Below are 17,888 nucleotides of genomic sequence, written 5' to 3'. Positions count from 1 at the left end.
TAATAATCCAGTAATTGATGTAATTGCTACAGAAAGCAATGATCCTAATAGAACATACTCTGTTAGTTTATGATTTTTGGATTATTTAGCTCTCCAAATCTGAATATAGATTTAGCAGCCAATATAAATCCTACGACCGAAAATTGTCCAGTTATGGTAAAGGTTAATATTAACGTTCGCTCTAAATATTCAATGATAGCTCCTCCTGAAATCAAACCCTTATTTTCATCGTTTACTTCTGGCGTGTATTTGGATAAAACAGAACCGATCACAATTGAAGTAGGTTTGAACATTACAATATAAGCAAGGGCAATGACTAGGTTATTTTTGGTAATAATAACATCCGCCAATGCTGACAGGGTCAGTTCTAATTGAGATACATGTAAAGCAACCGCAACTAAGACAATTATGTGTAGTACTTGATCGAGAATAAAATAACGTAGTTTTTCATCTAAGTATGTCTTTGCGAGGTCGATTAGGCAGTGAGAAACGGCAACAATGAATAGAGTGCATCCAATGGAGCGCAATTTGTTGTGATAAATAAAATCGGAATGCACGACACTAAAGCGTGTATAGCTGAATGTATATATAGGGTCAAAGTATATCTTCTCATGCTGGTAACACGTACCTGTCTCGATTGGCTTTCAAATCGGTGCTGTTTAATGTGTAAAGTAACAGTTAAATAACTAATAAATCAGACACACTACACGGAATATTTATTGATGGATATGAAGCGTTTATCTAGGTGCTTTAAGTTGGTAGTGTGTTGTTTATAAGGTGAGCATGCGTATTTAGTTTGTCTTTATCATCAGGTTGTTGCTGGTGGAGAGTTGGTTCGTTAAAAGAACCAATGCGCATGCATAGTAATACGGTGTTAGATGCTATTTTCTCATCAGAATAGAGGTGTCTTTGAAAGAGTCTTATATTGATAGCGATGCTGTGAGTGTCGTTTCTAACTAAGATGGGCGAAAAATGACTCCGAATTTGTGCTTTGTGTTTGAGAGGAAACGTTAGTGTATACCAAAAAAGTTGTATTGGTTGCAGCGGCCATGAGTGCTGGTAAATCATCAATAATTAACGCTTTAGTTGGAAAAGAAATATTACATGCGGCCAATGAAGCGACTACAGCGAAAATTACTCGTATACGCATGGGGAAATTTTCTAAATCGAGTGTATCAGCATACAAACGAGATGGTAGTTTATTCGACAAGGATAAAGGGATATGTGGTCAGCAGCTTAGAGAATGGAACAAGAATGAGCTGATTGCAGAAATTGATGTTAATTATGCTTTGACGGCTCGGCATTCAAAAACAAAATTAAATGGTATCACTATTCTTGATACGCCAGGAGCGAATAATAGTATCAATGGTGCTCATGGGAAAACGTTTATAAACGCTTTAAAAGCTAACCCGCATAGTAAAATTCTCTATATTCTGAATGTAACACAATTAGGGACCAATGATGACGCGGAAATATTGAAATCTATCCGTAGTCACCACCCAGCTCAAGATGTTGTTTTTGTACTAAATAAAGTTGACCTATTAGACGAAGAGCTCGGTGAAAGTGTTAAATATTATGTTGAAAAGGCTCGGGGTTATCTCACAAGTCAGGGTTTCTCTAGCCCAGTAGTCATTCCATTAATGGCATTGCCAGCATTAGCAGGTGAAAAGAAGCTCGCTCAAGGTGTACTCAGCCGCACAGAGCGTAACTTGTTAGTCGGTCAACTTGAGTTTTTCCGTGAGAAACCACAAAGGTTAAGTCGAGCGGCTTTGTTGCCGACAAACGAAAAGCGAAATTGGCAGCGAAGAATGAAAAAATTTGAAAAGAAACAGGTTAAGCAGCTAACCAAAACCGAGCTTATAAGTTTTACAGATCATTGTGGCCTACAAGTGCTCAAATCTCTGATTAATAATTAAATAACTACTAGTAAAAAGAAGAACTATTTATGAATCATATATATATCGAACATAACCCGTTTGAGATAACAACACTGTTTCGTATCAATGATATGGAACCGTCACAGAGTTCTAGCTTAGTTAGTTATGCTAATAAACGATTACAGCTTTGGGTCGAAAACATATTTTTTGATTTAAAAGAGCAATTTAATGGTGATGCAAGTTTTGCTGTGGAGTTTACTGGTCTAGAGACAGACTTTAATGACATTAGTGAAGCCGCTGAGCAAGCTAGCTTATCAGGAATGAAAATTGAGCTGCAATGGAATGAAGTTGAATCTGCACAAAGCCGCTTAAGCAAAATCAAAGAAATGATGGTGCGTGTTGAGAAGAGTCCTAAATTTGCTGAGTACCTTCAAAATGGTGGGGAAGAGGTTAAAAAGAACTTTGAGGAAGCATTAGACAATAACTTTGATGTTTATGTGGTTGCAACGATGTCATCTGGCAAGTCAACGTTTATCAATGCTTTATTAGGTCGGGATCTTTTACCAGCAGCAAATGAAGCAACCACGGCAACGATTGCTCAAGTGTTTGATGATAAAACCCTTGGTGATGTCTTTATAGGAGAACGTGATGGCAAAGTGTCAATAGATAGTCCAAAAGTCGATTTAGACACGTTAACAGCTTGGAATAGCGATCCAGAAACCAAAAAAATTGAGTTGTTAGGTAATATCCGAGCAGTAGAGCCTAATGATAATGTACGTTTAGTTTTAACCGACACTCCAGGACCGAATAACAGTCAAGACGAGGAGCACGAGCGTACAACAATGGGTTTTGTTCAAGACTCTCAGCGCAACCCTTTAATTATCTATGTTTTAAATGCGACGCAACTAGCAACAAACGATGATCAAAATTTGCTACGCCTTGTTTCTGAAATTATGAAAAAAGGTGGTAAGCAGAGTAAAGATCGTTTCCTATTTGTAATCAATAAAATGGATATGTTTGATCCTGAAAAGGGTGAAAGTATAGAGCGTGCTCTTGGTAATGTTAAAAAATACTTAAATGCAAATGGTATTGAAGACCCCAATTTATACCCTGTTTCTGCTCGAATAGCTTACTTGCTTCGTAAGCATGGTGAACTGACCCGTACTGAGCGAGGAGATAAACGAAATATAGAGGAATTGCTGCTAGAGGAGCCTAGTATGGAGTTTCCTCAATATATGACGCTTAGCTCTTCTGCTAAAGACCTTATGGAAAGAAAGTCAAACAGTAACAGAACACTAAGGAATAGTGGTGTGCCTGCAGTAGAAGCTGTGATTGATGAATATATTAATAAATACAGCTTCCCAACTCGTCTCAACCGTGCGCATTTAGCTTTGAGCAAAACCATTGAGCAGGGACTAAAAGAAGAAGAGTTGAAATCTCAATTAGATTTAGGTCAAAAAGAGCTGGAGAGTTTAGCGATTGAGATTGAACAACTTAAAGAACGTCGCGAACAAGGATTTAGCACAGAAGCATACAAGGAGAACATCCTCCGAACGGGTCGAGATCTTCCGGCTGCTGTGCAAGATAAGCTTACCGAGATGGAGCAGTTAATTTCAATGAGAATTACTGAAATAGGCAGTGATTTTGTTGGTGATGTTACCCCTCAAAGTGCCGAAAATCGGTTAAAAATGGCTATTCGTGATGTGGAGTTTTCTTTCAAAAAAGTCGTGAATGAATATGAGCAAGCATTCCAAAACTCTCAAGAAATAATTAAAAAAGAGTTACATGATGAGTATATGGAGCACATATCGTCATTATTTCCAGAGAGCCGAGGTTTAGAACTGCCAATATTTAAAAGTCTAAGAGATTCGATTAGCACAATTTCACTAAATATTGGTCTTCAAAACGACGATATTGGTACGCGAAAAGTTGTTGTAGGGTCAAAAACGGTAAAGGATTCAAAATGGTATAACCCATTTTCATGGGGGCGTACAAAGGAGGTCAAAATCTATGATGACGAAGAATTTGTAGACCTCCAGGAGTTGTGGAAAGAGCGTGTAACAGTTATCAGATCTGAATTCATGAAACTTCGTGAAGTTGCTGTTGGGAGAATAAAAGAAGATAAAGATAAGCTTTTATCAAGTTATTTGTATTTTATTGAAACTGAATTTGAGAGTAAGTTTACTTCGTTGCTAGATGATCTTAGCAAAAATGTTGCAGATAAAGAGCAACGAGAAAAAGCGATTGAACAAGCGAAGCATGACTTAGAACAAATTGGTAAGTTAAAGGAAGATTTAGAGCATATCTTAGCTTTATAATTTATTAATTAAATGCCGACTAAAATTGGTGGGCACTTGAGGTGATTTTATGCACGAAGTTTATGAAAGTTCTATTTCTGCTTCTAAAAGTTCTGAATTAAAAAAAAACGTGATTGCAACTATTAAATCAAATGAATATGCACCAGAACTTATTATGAATACAATACAAGAAGTGTTTAAAAAAACGCCCGATATTTTCGAATGCTATAAAGTAAATGATAGTGTAGAAGAGATTATCAACATCCAAGAAGAATGGGTATTACCAGGGTATTTTGATAAACATTGTCGTTTTTTGGAACAAAATTTTTCTCAGGAACGAGTAGAGCACCTTATAAAAGTAAAGAGTCATTTAATTGAATTCGGAGTATTAGGCTTTTCGAGTTCAAGTGTGCAATATGACAACGATTGTCAACAGGAAGAAATGAATATGAACAACCCATTCTCTCAAGTTAATATATCCGGATTTAAACCAACGCCTTCATTTCAAAAAAGCCTTAGCAGTGGTGATGTTACTCAGATACGCATGGCATTGTTCATGGAAATGAACGATCATCGTTTATCGACTCAGAATATAAAGCAGACGATTGCTTATACTATAAAGTCTAAGCCGAACCTTTTTGTATCCTATGAGCAGAATTGTTACGCAAAAGAAATGAGTAATAATAAGGCGTCATGGGATGCTAAATATTATGCCTTTCAAGAAGTCTATGCATCATCGAATTTTTCACATGAACGTATTCAGCATATGTTAGATGTACGAGAATCAGTGTTTTCTATACCAAAAGTTGACGTTAATCGCGTCAAACCTCAGCCAGCGCAACAACATCCAAAGGCAGCCTCACGTACAAAAAAAACGAAACATACAGAGAATGATAATTTAAAAGCTCTTGCAGTCCTTGGTGGAGCGATAGCAGCAATTGCTATTATTATTCTGGCTTTAGTATAAGAGAAATTCCAAATGTCGACATACCCAACTCAATACGAAAGAAATAAGCAGAAACCTACATTTCTCAAAGAGTTTGAAAAACTCGCAGATCAAGGCATTGAATCGAAAGATATGCTGAATACAGCCCATGAACTGATTAACAAAAGCTATCTTGCAGATTTAAAAAACTTTTCAATAGTAGCTTTGGATAATAAAGATATTGTCCAACTAAACACGGGATCTGATGTACGAATCTTCCAAGTGGAGAGATTAGTTCAAGAAAATAAACAATCAGTATTGGAGAGTTTAACTGCGACATACACAGCATTTGGAGCTGCAGGCTTTGCGGTATTTGTTTTTCTAAAGTCGGACGGAAAGGAAACTTATTTCTATTTAGGGACACGCGGTGAACCGGGTAAAATGCTCGGTCAAAACTCGGGGGCCTTATTAGAAGAAAGTTTTAAAGGGCACTTTCCTGGGAGTAAGTTGGCATCTTTAGATGGCATTGCAGTTGACGAGTTATTAGATAGCATTGGAGATTCGCAGAAGAGTTCAACAATAACAGCTGTAAGCAGTGTACCTTCTCTTTCTACTGTAGACCAAGAGCATTTCATGCAAGGGTTGGAGAAGTTTATTGATGCAGCAGAAAATCGTGTTTACGAAGGTCTAATTTTGGCTGAGCCTGTATCTATGCAGGCACTTAATGGTGTCAGAACGGGATATGAGCAAGTAGCTACTCAACTCTCCAGTCTTTCAAAGCGTCAGTACACCTATGGATTGCAAGATAGTGAAGCGGTAAACCATAGCATCAGTGAAGGTTTAAGTCGTTCTTTAGGTGAAAGCTTAGGTAAAACAGAAACATTCGGAACCAGTGAAAGTACATCAGAATCTACCTCCCAAACACATGGCTTGAATGAGAGTTCATCTTCTCCAGATTTGGCTAGTAAAGCTTTAAGTATTGGTGCTATGGCGTTAGGTACGCTCGCTGTTCCAGTTACAGGAGGAGCAAGTTATTTAGCTGCAAGTGTTATTTCGTCAGGGTTGCAAAAAACGAATAGTAAAGGGTCATCAGAGTCTAATACTGTTGGAACCACAGAATCTAAATCTACTAATCACTCTACAGCTCAGAGTCAAACGGAAACTCAAACTGATACAACGTCTACCACTAATACTCAAGGTACAACAAGTACACAAGGAACTTCTCAGCAAGTAAGTTATGAAGTCTCCGATAAAGGTATTGCTGTAATGTTGGATAAAATTGATCACCAATTGAAGCGCATTGATGAAGCAAAAAGTCATGGCGGTTGGTTGAGTACAGCTTATTTTATTAGTGATTCTCCAGCATCATCAGAAACCCTCGCTAGTATTTATTTGGGGTTAACCCGAGGAAGCCAATCCTCGACTGAAGACTTTGCATTAACTACATGGTCAGGAACAAAGAGTAACGAAGTGAGTTCTTGGCTTGGTCAACTCATGCACCCTCGACTAAAGCCAAGTTTTAGTGCAGATGCGAAAATCAATTACCTGACACCAGCCACATTAGTCTCCAGCAAAGAAATGGCTATTCAGCTTAGCTTACCTAGACGCTCTACATCCACAGTGGTTGTTCAAGAGGCAGCAGCTTTTGGAAGGCAAGTTCAGTCTCTTTCAGAAGCAGGGGAATCAGGTGACCGTGCAATTACATTAGGCAATGTTCGTCATTTATGGACAGATCTTCCGCAATCAATCAAGTTGGATATTGATAATCTTGCTAGCCATGTATTTGTAACAGGTTCGACAGGTTCAGGTAAAAGCAATACGGTTTATGAGCTACTTGACCAGTTGCAGGATCACAAAATACCATTTTTGGTAATTGAGCCTGCAAAAGGGGAATACAAAAATGTCTTTGGTCATCGTGATGATGTGCAAGTGCTCGGTACTAATGCTAACTATTCAAAGCTTTTGAATATAAACCCTTTCTCATTTCCATTGGAGACCCATGTACTTGAACACGTAGATAGGCTTATCGAAGTGTTTAATGTTTGTTGGCCTATGTATGCTGCAATGCCTGCTATTCTAAAAGATGCATTATTACGCAGTTATGATGAGTGTGGTTGGGACTTGAGTTCTTCCTTGAGCAGGCATTCAACAGACTTTTTCCCGACTTTCTCCGATTTACTGATTCAACTTGAGGAAGTTATAGAGCAATCTGCTTATTCTTCAGAAATGAAAGGTAATTATATTGGTGCGTTGCTTACTAGAGTTCGCTCATTAGCTAATGGTCTTAATGGTCAAATATTTACAAGTAATGAGCTTACAAATGAAGAGTTGTTTGATAGCAATGTCATTATTGACTTAAGTCGAGTAGGCTCAGCTGAAACCAAGTCTTTAATTATGGGATTGCTTGTAATCAAGTTAAGTGAGTACAGGGCTGAAAAATCAGTAATGAACCAACCACTTCGCCATGTTACGGTTTTAGAAGAAGCTCATAACATTCTTCGAGCGAGTCATCAAGGCGGAGGAAGTGAGTTAGCTGAAAAGTCTGTTGAAATGATTTCCAATGCGATTGCGGAAATGAGAACGTATGGTGAAGGCTTTATTATTGCAGATCAGTCACCGTCAGCAGTTCATATAAGTGCAATCAGAAATACAAATACAAAATTGATTATGCGCTTACCTGATGAAACAGACCGAATCTTGGTTGGTAAGTCTGCTGCTCTAAATGATGACCAACTTGACGAATTAGCTCGCCTTCCTCGTGGCGTTGCCGTTGTTTATCAAAACGAATGGCTCGAAGCAGTGCTATGTAAAGTGAACCGCTTTTCTGGTTGCGAGAGGCTTTATCGACATAAACCAAGCTTGCTTAGCACATGGTGTGAGAGCAGTTTTCGCTCCAGCGTATTGATTCATTTACTCTCAGAGTACAACCAACAAACCTCTACTTTTGGTGTAGAGGCACTTGTTGAAGCAATGCAGCGTTCCACGTTGCCAATACAGTATAAAATTCGTTTGATTAACTACTTAAATACAGGCATTACTGTTAGAGATTTTTCGGAGTTTTCTACCCTTACCTCGATATTGTTGGATTGCAAACAACAATTACAAAAAATCCCAGTAGATATTAGTAATATTAAGGCATTAAACGATGAGTTGGAGTCTTTGGTACTAACTAGATGCCCCGATACACCTAGGGAGCATGTGCTCATGATTAACCAAGCGCTGATCAGATCACTAGTAGGTCAAGGAGAACTGTATAAACAGGCTTATGCTCAATGGAACAAGATGGTTAAGAAGGAGTTTTTCTGAAGATGGAATCATCAATTTTTACTAATGCAGCCATCGAACAAAATATGGAAAGTAAAAGTTTGCAACCCAAACAAGGCAGTGAGCATATTGACTTGAATGAGTTAGATAAACCGATTTTTTCTCAAGAGTTAAGCTTTGGGGATGCTGACCTAGATAACGATTTAGCAGCAGATTCAAACTACGATGCTGTGGAAATAGATAACTTAGATTCTCCAATTTTAGTTAATTCGAATGATGGACAAGAAATCCACCGAAGCGATGATAATACAAGCCGTTTTGAAGGTGTCCACTTACCTAAAAACAACGGTGAATGGAGTGGCGTTCCTGGGGACTCAGATTGGAAACCAGATGGAGATTATGTTCCACAAAGTCAAAATCCTGATGGTAAGACTTGGTCTGAGATTTTAAAAGAATATGATATCGATTCAATTCCATTTAAGGACGGTTACCCTGATTTCTCTGATATAGCAGAAGAAACAGTTGAGATTGAAGATTTTACTGAAAATCGAGATTTGAACTTTGTTCAAGCAGATAGGGCAACGGCCGATAAATGGAATGAGGAAGGTAAAGATGGGCGTACAGACTGGAAAGCTAGTGAAGTAAAACAATACCGTAAAGATAATGATTTAACTTGGCATGAGTGTGAAGATATGAAAACTCTTCAACTAGTACCTTCAGAAGTACACAATAACGTTCCTCACTCAGGAGGAATTTCTGAGAAGAAACAACAAAGTTAAACTAGTGAGCGTAAAAAATGAAAAGTGTTATAGATGAAACGTTTGGTGAGATGACCTATAAGTATGCTTGGCAAAAGCACGCAAATGCTTTCTTATGGGGTAATGAATACCAGTTACGCATTAGTGCTAGTGACCTTGATGAAGAAGGGATTAGTCGGATGCAACGACAAACATATCAACAATATTGGTCAAATCTAGACGGGATACTTGTAGATAATGAGGTAATGTTACTTAAGTATTTACGTGACAATTTAGGAGCAGCTATTGATGATTCTACTAAAGTCGACTCGCTCCTTGTTCCTACAACGTTTTTGATACAGCAAACGGGTGATTGGGGGATTCTTTTTGATAGTGTGCTAGAAGCCGAGCATGGTGTTGTTTTGTACTTTGAAAACAATACGTTTAAAGTGGGCTTGCAAGGCGATTTCCTATAGTATTCGAGTGTAGTTCCCGCTGATATGACAATGCTCTGGTGTAATTATTTATCAGTATGGTGCTTGGCTGATCACCTCCAAATGCATATTTCGGAGCATTGCGATCACTTATTTCCCCCTGATCGCAATCACCGAAATACGCACCCGTCTCGATTGGCTTTCAAATCGGTGCTGTTTAATGTTTAAAATAGCAGTTAAATGACTAATAAATCAGATATACCACACGAAATATTTATTAATGCTTCTGTTTGGGCTATATGAAGATAGCGAGATCAGATGAATAGTAGATAGAGGTAGTGCTTTGGTGGTATAAGAGAAAAATAAAAGTGAGCATGCGCATTTTGTTTTTCTTAATAATCAGCTTGTTGCTGGTGGTAAATTGACACGAGAAAAGTGTCGATGTGCATGCATAGTAATGTTAGGTATTTCGGAGGAAAAATGTACGATATCGAACGACTGGTTAAGAAAGAATTAGAGCTTAAAACACTATTTCATGAGCACTTTTCAGCCTTTTTTGAAGGCTTCGATTACGCTGATATATCAGGGGAAAGAGTCAAAGTCGTCAATGTAGATAGCCATGAAGATATTTCAAAGCTTATCTATGGTACCGGCTTATATGTTATTTTTACGGATTATCAGTTAGACGAAAATCCTTGCTCACTATGTGTTGATGGGTTGAAGGCAATTTACAGAGGACATGGCACGAGGTTAAAAAAGCGTGTTGAAAGTCATCTTTACAACACCCTCTATAATGAAAATAGAGATAGAACCAACTACACCGTTTGTATGAAACTTAATGGAGAAAACGGAATAAACATAAATAAAGAGCCATTTAATAACTACCAATGGAAAGTTATTACTCATAGTATGTCGGGCAGTAGTAAAACAATGCGAGAACAGGCAGAGCAAGCTTTCGACTCAGTTTATGGCAGACCTTTGGGTTCCAATGCCTAATAAACAAGGATTAAGTGTTGCGCAGCCAACACTTAATTCCGGGTGTTGAACAAGTCCGAAGCCACTTATTATTAGTAAATTGTGCGATCTTGTATGGTGGGTGTATCGCCTTGATACTTTTCTCATTCTCTATTGTGGTCTTTTCCCCTTTAATTACATTTCAACCACTAATTTTTACCGTGTTGGTTTTATTAAGCGAGATCTTTTAGCTTCATGCAAACTGTATAAAGCAAATTTGCTAGGTCAGAAATCGTATTGCAATCGTAGTAATTGCCAAATTCGTCATTGGCAGCCTCAAAAGTGGCATCGGATACATTGTTGACTTCCTTGATACCGATGAGATCGGCAAAGTCCAACATAAACATAGTGGCGATCATAAGCCCTCGATCTTCTATGCCACCAACAATATTACCTTTATCGTCTTTACTGCAAAAGATTCGACCGTAGGTTACATCGTCATAAGGTACACCGAGTTCTCTTGCCCATACTTGGCGCTCAATATCATCTATTAAGTCACTTTCTGGAGTGAGCATGTTTTTAGGTAACTCAAAGTAGTAACTGAAAAGGTCAATCAAAAATTCGATTATCTGCTGGAGGTTTGTTTCCGCTGATAGGTAAATCTTAGGGCATCTAGTAAGTAGTGCGAGTTCTTGCTCTTTGGTTAAGTCATCTTCAAGTGTTTGTGGTAATACTGGTAACGTAGGTGAAACTTTAATATAAATAGGCTCTACCTGTTTGTTCACTTCATTGATATTTTTAAGCATAGTTTACCCTATAGAGTATGCTGGTATGACATTCACTCTATAGATTCAAACTTTGTTTTGTAAGTGCCCTAAAATGTAGCCTGTCGCATAAAGCGACAGTTAGTTTATTTTTAGTAGCCCTTTCTCACCAAGTCGAGTCCGAATTTCAATGATGTTTTTTATGCAGATCTGTTGGTAATTTGGTTCGGCATTCACGCTATTGAGATTAAGCCCTAATGAGTCGATCAAATAATTAATGAGCGCTAAACGGGATGGTACAACTAATTGACCCTTTTCCATCCCATAATCGGTTTCTATGAGTGCTTTTTGGTGTGCATTAAGCCTAGGGTCTGCTTGCAAGATCAGTGAAATAGGAGAGCACCAGTTGAGATCGTCATTGAGAGGGTTGGGTGAGCGGTCTAATATCTCAGGCACATTGATAAAGCGACTCAATACGAAATCACGATAGGATCGATTTTTTTCGCAATAGGCTCGAACATGCCAACGAAGAGGTGTTTCTACTAATGAATGAGGGGCGATGATTCGAGTTTCAGGTTCTGGTGAACTCATTGATACATAGTCAACTTCGAGTCTGCGACCTTCGCTCATTGCACGCACAATCGCTCTCATTATCTCTGGTCGAATAAATCGTGGTGGTGGAGTAACAGTATTGACGTGACGAAGACCAAGTGTGGAGATGTTACTCTTAGATACTAGGCTTTGGTTCAAAGTCAGCAACTGCAAGTATTCATTCACATGCCCTTGCGTAAGAACAGGGCGAAAGCAAGAGGTAGGCTTGTAACCTCTCAATTGCATGTCATATTCCAGGTTTTCAGCGGCAAACTCTTTAAGGTAGGTATTAATATCTCTTGATGCCTGTTGGCGTCCAATACCAAACCCATCACAGAGGTGCTTTGTGGTAATTCTTCCTTCCCAATAGGCAATAATTTCAATTAATTGATAGCGTAATAATGTTTGTTTATTAATGTTAGCCGTTGTAGTAAAGCGCCCGTTATTCATTGATGTTCTCAGTTTTTAATATATTACAAAGGTAGATAGAGTCACATAAAGTTTGGTTAGTTCATTATTATCTGTAATAGCGTTAGAGCAACTTTGGTCAATATTGTTGCAGAGTTAGCTATTCGTATTAAATGCCAGAACGTCGATGAAGTAATATGCACCAAAATGGAATTTAAGTGTTAAGAGGTAGGTCAATAAACGAATAATTACTGTATCAAATATTAGCATGTACCAAAATACGACACTTATGTGAAGGTAGAGTATTGGATAGAATTGTATTTGAAGGCATTAGAAGAGGGCTTTTTTTGAGCAATTCAATGGATAACCAAGGTCACAAGCAGTTTATGTTAGACAAAGCGCAAGGTGCAATGATAGGGCTCGCATTGGGAGATGCATTAGGTACTACTCTAGAATTTAAACCTAAGGATAGCTACTCACCATTAACGGATATTGTGGGTGGTGGACCTTTCCGTTTAAAGGCTGGTAATTGGACAGACGATACCTCAATGATGTTGTGTTTAGCTGATAGCCTATTGGCTCAGGGCGAACATGATGCAGACGATCAAATGAATCGCTATTGCCAGTGGTGGCAAGATGGTAGTAATTCAGTTACCGGTACCTGCTTTGATATAGGGAACACTGTCGCTGAAGCGTTAAATTACTTTCAAGAGACAGGTTGTGCGAATGCAGGGTCAACGAGTGAATACAGTGCTGGTAATGGCAGTTTAATGCGTTTAGCACCTGTTGCTATTTTCAATTCAGTATTCCGAAATGCATCTCCAGAAGCGGTTATTGAGGCTGCTAAATTAAGTTCAATTACAACGCATGCAGAGCAAAGAGCAATAGAGTCTTGCCAAATTATGGCATGGTTACTTTATCAAATTTTTGATGATACAGAGCAGGCCTTAGATAAAAAATCGTTGTTTAGTTTTTTATCGAACTATTGGGGCAGTGCCAATATACATCAAGATTTAATTAACATAGTAAACGGATCTTTCATTACTAAGTCACGAGAGGAAATTCGTGGGACAGGTTTTGTCGTTCACTCTTTGGAAGCGGCACTTTGGTCTTTTGCAAACAGTAATAGCTTTAAAGAGGGTGCGCTACTTGCAGCTAATCTGGGTGAAGATGCGGATACAACAGCAGCGATTTACGGTCAATTAGCTGGTGCGTTTTATGGTTACAGCCAACTCCCTTCAACTTGGTTAGAGAAGCTAGCGTGGCACTATCATATCAAGGAAAAAGCAATGTTGCTGATGCTCACTCCATCAAAGGATAAGCTCAATAGAATGTTTGACACCCTTAGGAGTAATTATGATGGCGAGTATGAGAATCGAGTTTATAAGGAATAACATGGCACAGTCGCTTCATAGCTTATACGCAAATATTAGATGAAATGACCTTATCTAAGAAGACAATGAAACCGAAGGTGTATTTAAGTTGATCAGCCATAGTTTTTTAAGATTGTCATTTTGTGGATAAGTAGGGAGAGATAATGATGAAAGCAAGTCCATCGGTAGCAAGAGATTTTTGTAACGAATTATGGGGGAGTTACTGTAATAAATACCCAGAATTCGTAGATTATATCGATCCAGTTTTTGTTCATTTGGCCATTTATCAAAGCTTATTAAGCCACAGTTCTGTTCCAGAAAGTGCGAGCCGAGCGGTCCAGCAAGAATTGATCAACTCATTTGAACAATGGTACAAACATATTGATACCGCTTACGATATTACTTGGATTGAACTCGATAATGAAGTTATTGATGCTATTCAATTTGAGACTGGCGACTATGGCTATGCTTGGGATGAAGTAGGCAGTTATATTGGCTCCTATCAACCGGCAAACTCAGCAGGAAATCACATTAGACATCAACTTTTTCAAATGCGACCAGCAATAAAAGCCATTATTGAAGAAAGTAACCATAACCTAGAGATAGTCCGAAGGATAAGAAAGGAGATGTTGACCTTTTACCCCTTACCAATACTACCTACCGTTCCTGGTGAAAAAGCATTGTTTAAGCTTATGACTGAGGAAGTGTCCCGTTTGTTGATAGGTAGCCCTCAAAACACGAACAAAGCGTGTGATTTAGCTACGTATTTATATATATTTCAAGGTTCAACTTTTAGAATAAGTCGCTCAATAGATGAGTGTGCTCTGCTAGCATTTTCGATTGAAAATATGGTTAAAGAAATTCAGAGTCAAGGTAGTGTTCCTACTCCAATTGATTCATTTTGGAAAATGGCACTTGGTTATTCTGATGAATTTGTTACAAGTTACAACGAGTTAATGTTATGGCTAGATGGTAAACTGTGCACGGTTTCAAAAAAGGATATTCCTGAAGGCGTTGAGGTCAGCGTGTGGTGCTACCCAATGAAAGAGCAAACAACGCGAAAAGTTATTATCAAAAGCCAAGGTGATTTCAAATTAGCAGGCGATGGTGGGCAAGCCAATTTTAAAGACGCTCAATACATCGCTCAATACCTTATGGGCTCGCTAAATAGATGCAAAATGAGTACGTTTTTTGATAAGCAAAATATAGAGTGTAACGTGCAGTAAATATTACTAATTATATCGTATACAACGCCAGTAGCAGGAGTAAACACCTTGGCTTTAATTACAAAAAAATATTTTGAAACACTGTTTAGCGATCTCAATAACTACAGCTTGCGAGGCAACAGTGCATTATGGGAAATGATCCGAGAAGTACTAATAAAAAAAGGTGACGCTTATAGTGCTAAACATTTAATGGACAAGGTCGACGAATATGTTGAGGCATTGACTAACTCCATATCGAATGATGACTCACAAGATCAACGTGTCGTTTACATAGAGGCGCTGAACCAAGGAGGAATGTCTGGAGGGCAGTTAGATATAGATCACTGGTTTGCAGACATGCGCCCGACATTATCATTACGCTGTCATCAGTTAGAAATGGGATTACAGTTTAAAGAGATCAATAAATTAGAAAACTTGTTTTTTATTGGTGATGTTCATGGACAAACGAATAAGCTTAACTCGCTATTAGAAGATCAAGGCTTGAATGATATTGATGCTGATATAGACACAAAAATTGTGTTTATTGGTGATTTGATTGATAACAGTGAGAAATCAGATACTGATCATGTAGCTTTATTAAATAAGGTAAAGCAACTCGTTGATGAAAAAAAAGCATTGTGTTTAATGGGTAATCACGAATTCAATGCCATTGGTTGGTATTTAAAAGATGCTAATGGTACCTATTTACGTGATCGTACTAAAATCGGAAACCAGAAACAGCATGCCCATTTCCTAGTTCAAATCGGAGAAGACTCACTATTACATAAAAAGTGGATCGAGTGGTTTATGACACTACCGCTTTACATTAATGCTGGTGATATTCGAGCTATACATGCTTGCTGGCATGAACCGAGTATTGAGAAACTAGAGAAATACCTCAATTCCGATCGATCCTTGAAATCAGTACACTGGACTGATGCTTTTAACCCTAGTCATGAGCTTTATACGCTTATAGAAGTACTACTCAAAGGTCCTGAAGTTTCATTGCCTACTGACTGTTATTTTAAGGATAAAAATGGTATCCAGCGCCACCATATCCGTGCGGCATGGTGGAAGGATGAATACTCTTTAGAAACTTACCAAGATCTGGCGGTAGTTCCGACCGGGCAAGCCGATATGATCCCTAATCAAAAGTTAGCAAAAGGCGCAATAGCGTTTAACAAACAAAATTTGCTCTTCCCTGTAGTCGTGGGCCATTACACATTAGCACCGACACTTTTCCCAGAATGTTTAAGTGATCAGGTGGTCTGTGTCGATTTCAATGCAGCAAAAGGTGAGAATGCTTTAGTAGGGTATTACACCTACTTAGATGGTTGGAGTGATTCACCTAGTGAGTTAATTGATGACAATAATTTTAGTTACGAAGGTGAACTGAATACAACATCAGTTATTACCGATGGGTTTGCTACTATGCTCAAGGAGTTAGAAGAAAATCTCTCAGTTGAGAAGCCAGATAATCGCTTTGCCCAAACGGTGAGTCATGTGTTGTTAACTGAATGGGATCCGATAGGCGTTTATGATCCTGAGTTTTTTGATGAAGATTTGAAAGGTGAATATGTGGACTATGAATCTACTGTTAATCGCTTGGCTCAAACAGGAGATAAAAATAAACTAGCCGCTTATCTAATGCTTATTGAACTTCATATCATAGGTGTTACTCGAGATAACGCTGAACGTTTATGCGCGATGGTAGCATATAAATTAGTGGGTAAGTGGGTTGAACTAGCGTCAGAACCCCTCTGAGTGTAGCAGGGTTACGTTTGGTTCTTGATTAAGAGGATAAATAATGGGAAATGATATAACTCAACAAGTCATCGCATATTTTAATAATAATGAATGCTTAGTTACTGGTAAGAAAAACTATGAAGCGGTATTAAGGGGTAAGACGATCATTGTAAAACACAATGGATGTATTGAAGAGAATATTAAAGTGCTAGATGACGGTTCTATTGGGCATAAGAATATGACATTTAGTACTTTTGGTGAGTGGCTCTATTGGTTCGATATTTAAAGTTTTGGTCACAGTTAGATCTAGAGCTGACATCAATAAATAAATGAAAACACCGCAATATAGCTAGAGAAATAAGATTAAAAATTAAGGCTTAAATTAATGATAAAGTTAAATGATGTACTAAATCTGAAAGACTTAGATAACGTTAAAATCCGATTCAATTTAATGTTTGGTGGTAACTGGGAACCCACTCAACTATATAAGAGAGGACAATTTGACGATTTGATGCATGGTCATTACTACAATAGGAAAGGTCATAAATCTTATCAAGAAGGACAAATTACGGTTGGTTTTATGAGGATAGAAGCTGACAAGTGGCTATTATTTCACGTAGGGCGTGTAACAAAAGATCTGAACATTTTAGGTGGGATGGGGTATGAATATGAACCTTTGCCAGAGTATGAAAAGTATTTGGGTCGTTTAGTTATTCGATTTAAAAACAAGGTGCAACAGACCGTTCGCAAAGCAACAAGTGTTATTGATGAATGTGAAGTACTAGAGATTTTGCCAGACAAATTTGATAATGACATTTTCCCAGGTTATGAAAACGTGAGGCTTAAATGGGATGAGTTATCTGCAGTTATTGATAAGTCTAATTGGGTTACAGCTCTAAGAAACCAAAAAGGTGTCTATCTAATTACAGATCGTACTAATGGAAAGGGGTATGTTGGATCTGCGAGTGGTGAAAATATGCTACTGGGTCGCTGGCAATCGTATGTGAAAAATGGGCATGGGGGAAATAAAGGACTTAAAGTACTGCCATTTGAGCATATTAAAGAGAACTTTGAGTACTCTATATTAGAGATTTTTAAATCTACGACTGATGACAAGCTCATTCTAAGCCGAGAGTCCTGGTGGAAGAAAACATTACACTCAAAAACATTTGGATATAATGAAAACTAATGAGTGGATTTGACAATGCTCTGGTGTAATTATTTATCAGTATGGTGCTAGGTTGATCACTCCAAAGCCAGGTCGCTTTTCTATAAAAGAGAACGACTATATGAAATATACCGGTTAGCTGTAA

General features: G+C 38.2%; 15 protein-coding genes. 12 read left to right on the top strand and 3 right to left on the bottom strand.

What is annotated here, in order from left to right; all coding sequences use genetic code 11:
- Window positions 1–62 precede the first annotated feature (62 nt).
- Window positions 63–557 (bottom strand): DUF3307 domain-containing protein, encoded by a 495-nt coding sequence (locus BCU68_RS06770; protein ID WP_157935175.1) that lies wholly within the window; start codon window positions 555–557, stop codon window positions 63–65.
- 456 nt (window positions 558–1,013) lie between these two features.
- On the opposite strand from BCU68_RS06770, the gene BCU68_RS06765 reads away from it, so the two are divergent.
- The 7 genes from BCU68_RS06765 (at window position 1,014) to BCU68_RS06735 (ending at window position 10,530) form a co-directional block, all read left to right on the top strand.
- Window positions 1,014–1,916, top strand: a complete 903-nt coding sequence (locus BCU68_RS06765) for a dynamin family protein (protein ID WP_102564026.1) — start codon at window positions 1,014–1,016, stop codon at window positions 1,914–1,916.
- A 29-nt stretch (window positions 1,917–1,945) separates the two neighbouring features.
- Entirely contained in the window at window positions 1,946–4,195 is a 2,250-nt protein-coding gene (locus BCU68_RS06760) for a dynamin family protein (protein ID WP_102564025.1), read from the top strand.
- A 49-nt stretch (window positions 4,196–4,244) separates the two neighbouring features.
- Complete coding sequence (locus tag BCU68_RS06755) at window positions 4,245–5,141, top strand: hypothetical protein (protein ID WP_102564024.1); 897 nt, start codon at window positions 4,245–4,247, stop codon at window positions 5,139–5,141.
- Between the two features lie 12 nt (window positions 5,142–5,153).
- Entirely contained in the window at window positions 5,154–8,405 is a 3,252-nt protein-coding gene (locus BCU68_RS06750) for an ATP-binding protein (RefSeq protein ID WP_102564023.1), read from the top strand.
- A gap of 2 nt (window positions 8,406–8,407) precedes the next feature.
- Window positions 8,408–9,142, top strand: coding sequence for an HNH endonuclease (locus BCU68_RS06745; RefSeq protein ID WP_102564022.1), 735 nt, complete (start codon window positions 8,408–8,410; stop codon window positions 9,140–9,142).
- 17 nt (window positions 9,143–9,159) lie between these two features.
- Window positions 9,160–9,576, top strand: coding sequence for a hypothetical protein (locus tag BCU68_RS06740; RefSeq protein ID WP_102564021.1), 417 nt, complete (start codon window positions 9,160–9,162; stop codon window positions 9,574–9,576).
- Window positions 9,577–10,014: 438 nt separating this feature from the next.
- Window positions 10,015–10,530 (top strand): hypothetical protein, encoded by a 516-nt coding sequence (locus tag BCU68_RS06735; RefSeq protein WP_102564040.1) that lies wholly within the window; start codon window positions 10,015–10,017, stop codon window positions 10,528–10,530.
- Between the two features lie 191 nt (window positions 10,531–10,721).
- On the opposite strand, the gene BCU68_RS06730 is transcribed toward BCU68_RS06735, so the two are convergent.
- Window positions 10,722–11,294, bottom strand: a complete 573-nt coding sequence (locus BCU68_RS06730) for a hypothetical protein (protein ID WP_102564020.1) — start codon at window positions 11,292–11,294, stop codon at window positions 10,722–10,724.
- A gap of 99 nt (window positions 11,295–11,393) precedes the next feature.
- Complete coding sequence (locus BCU68_RS06725) at window positions 11,394–12,293, bottom strand: WYL domain-containing protein (RefSeq protein ID WP_102564019.1); 900 nt, start codon at window positions 12,291–12,293, stop codon at window positions 11,394–11,396.
- Between the two features lie 305 nt (window positions 12,294–12,598).
- On the opposite strand from BCU68_RS06725, the gene BCU68_RS06720 reads away from it, so the two are divergent.
- From BCU68_RS06720 to BCU68_RS06700, 5 genes are all read left to right on the top strand, one after another.
- Window positions 12,599–13,645, top strand: a complete 1,047-nt coding sequence (locus tag BCU68_RS06720) for an ADP-ribosylglycohydrolase family protein (RefSeq protein WP_198591698.1) — start codon at window positions 12,599–12,601, stop codon at window positions 13,643–13,645.
- A 143-nt stretch (window positions 13,646–13,788) separates the two neighbouring features.
- Entirely contained in the window at window positions 13,789–14,850 is a 1,062-nt protein-coding gene (locus BCU68_RS06715; protein ID WP_102564018.1) for a hypothetical protein, read from the top strand.
- Window positions 14,851–14,898: 48 nt separating this feature from the next.
- Window positions 14,899–16,593 (top strand): metallophosphoesterase, encoded by a 1,695-nt coding sequence (locus tag BCU68_RS06710; protein ID WP_102564017.1) that lies wholly within the window; start codon window positions 14,899–14,901, stop codon window positions 16,591–16,593.
- A 43-nt stretch (window positions 16,594–16,636) separates the two neighbouring features.
- On the top strand, window positions 16,637–16,861 hold the full coding sequence (locus BCU68_RS06705; RefSeq protein ID WP_102564016.1) for a hypothetical protein: 225 nt from the start codon (window positions 16,637–16,639) through the stop codon (window positions 16,859–16,861).
- Window positions 16,862–16,960: 99 nt separating this feature from the next.
- Complete coding sequence (locus tag BCU68_RS06700; protein WP_102564015.1) at window positions 16,961–17,764, top strand: GIY-YIG nuclease family protein; 804 nt, start codon at window positions 16,961–16,963, stop codon at window positions 17,762–17,764.
- The last annotated feature ends 124 nt before the right edge of the window (window positions 17,765–17,888 follow it).

This window comes from Vibrio sp. 10N.286.49.B3, from assembly GCF_002873395.1.
Lineage (GTDB): Bacteria > Pseudomonadota > Gammaproteobacteria > Enterobacterales > Vibrionaceae > Vibrio.
The sequence above is the reverse complement of the archived record's forward strand: the minus strand, read 5'-3'. Positions and strand labels throughout refer to the sequence as shown.

Coding starts and splice junctions, on each gene's coding strand:
- BCU68_RS06760 (WP_102564025.1), top strand. CDS start 1,946: ATGAATCATATATATATCGAACATAACCCGTTTGAGATAACAACACTG.
- BCU68_RS06755 (WP_102564024.1), top strand. CDS start 4,245: ATGCACGAAGTTTATGAAAGTTCTATTTCTGCTTCTAAAAGTTCTGAA.
- BCU68_RS06750 (WP_102564023.1), top strand. CDS start 5,154: ATGTCGACATACCCAACTCAATACGAAAGAAATAAGCAGAAACCTACA.
- BCU68_RS06745 (WP_102564022.1), top strand. CDS start 8,408: ATGGAATCATCAATTTTTACTAATGCAGCCATCGAACAAAATATGGAA.
- BCU68_RS06740 (WP_102564021.1), top strand. CDS start 9,160: ATGAAAAGTGTTATAGATGAAACGTTTGGTGAGATGACCTATAAGTAT.
- BCU68_RS06735 (WP_102564040.1), top strand. CDS start 10,015: ATGTACGATATCGAACGACTGGTTAAGAAAGAATTAGAGCTTAAAACA.
- BCU68_RS06730 (WP_102564020.1), bottom strand. CDS start 11,294: ATGCTTAAAAATATCAATGAAGTGAACAAACAGGTAGAGCCTATTTAT.
- BCU68_RS06725 (WP_102564019.1), bottom strand. CDS start 12,293: ATGAATAACGGGCGCTTTACTACAACGGCTAACATTAATAAACAAACA.
- BCU68_RS06715 (WP_102564018.1), top strand. CDS start 13,789: ATGATGAAAGCAAGTCCATCGGTAGCAAGAGATTTTTGTAACGAATTA.
- BCU68_RS06705 (WP_102564016.1), top strand. CDS start 16,637: ATGGGAAATGATATAACTCAACAAGTCATCGCATATTTTAATAATAAT.
- BCU68_RS06700 (WP_102564015.1), top strand. CDS start 16,961: ATGATAAAGTTAAATGATGTACTAAATCTGAAAGACTTAGATAACGTT.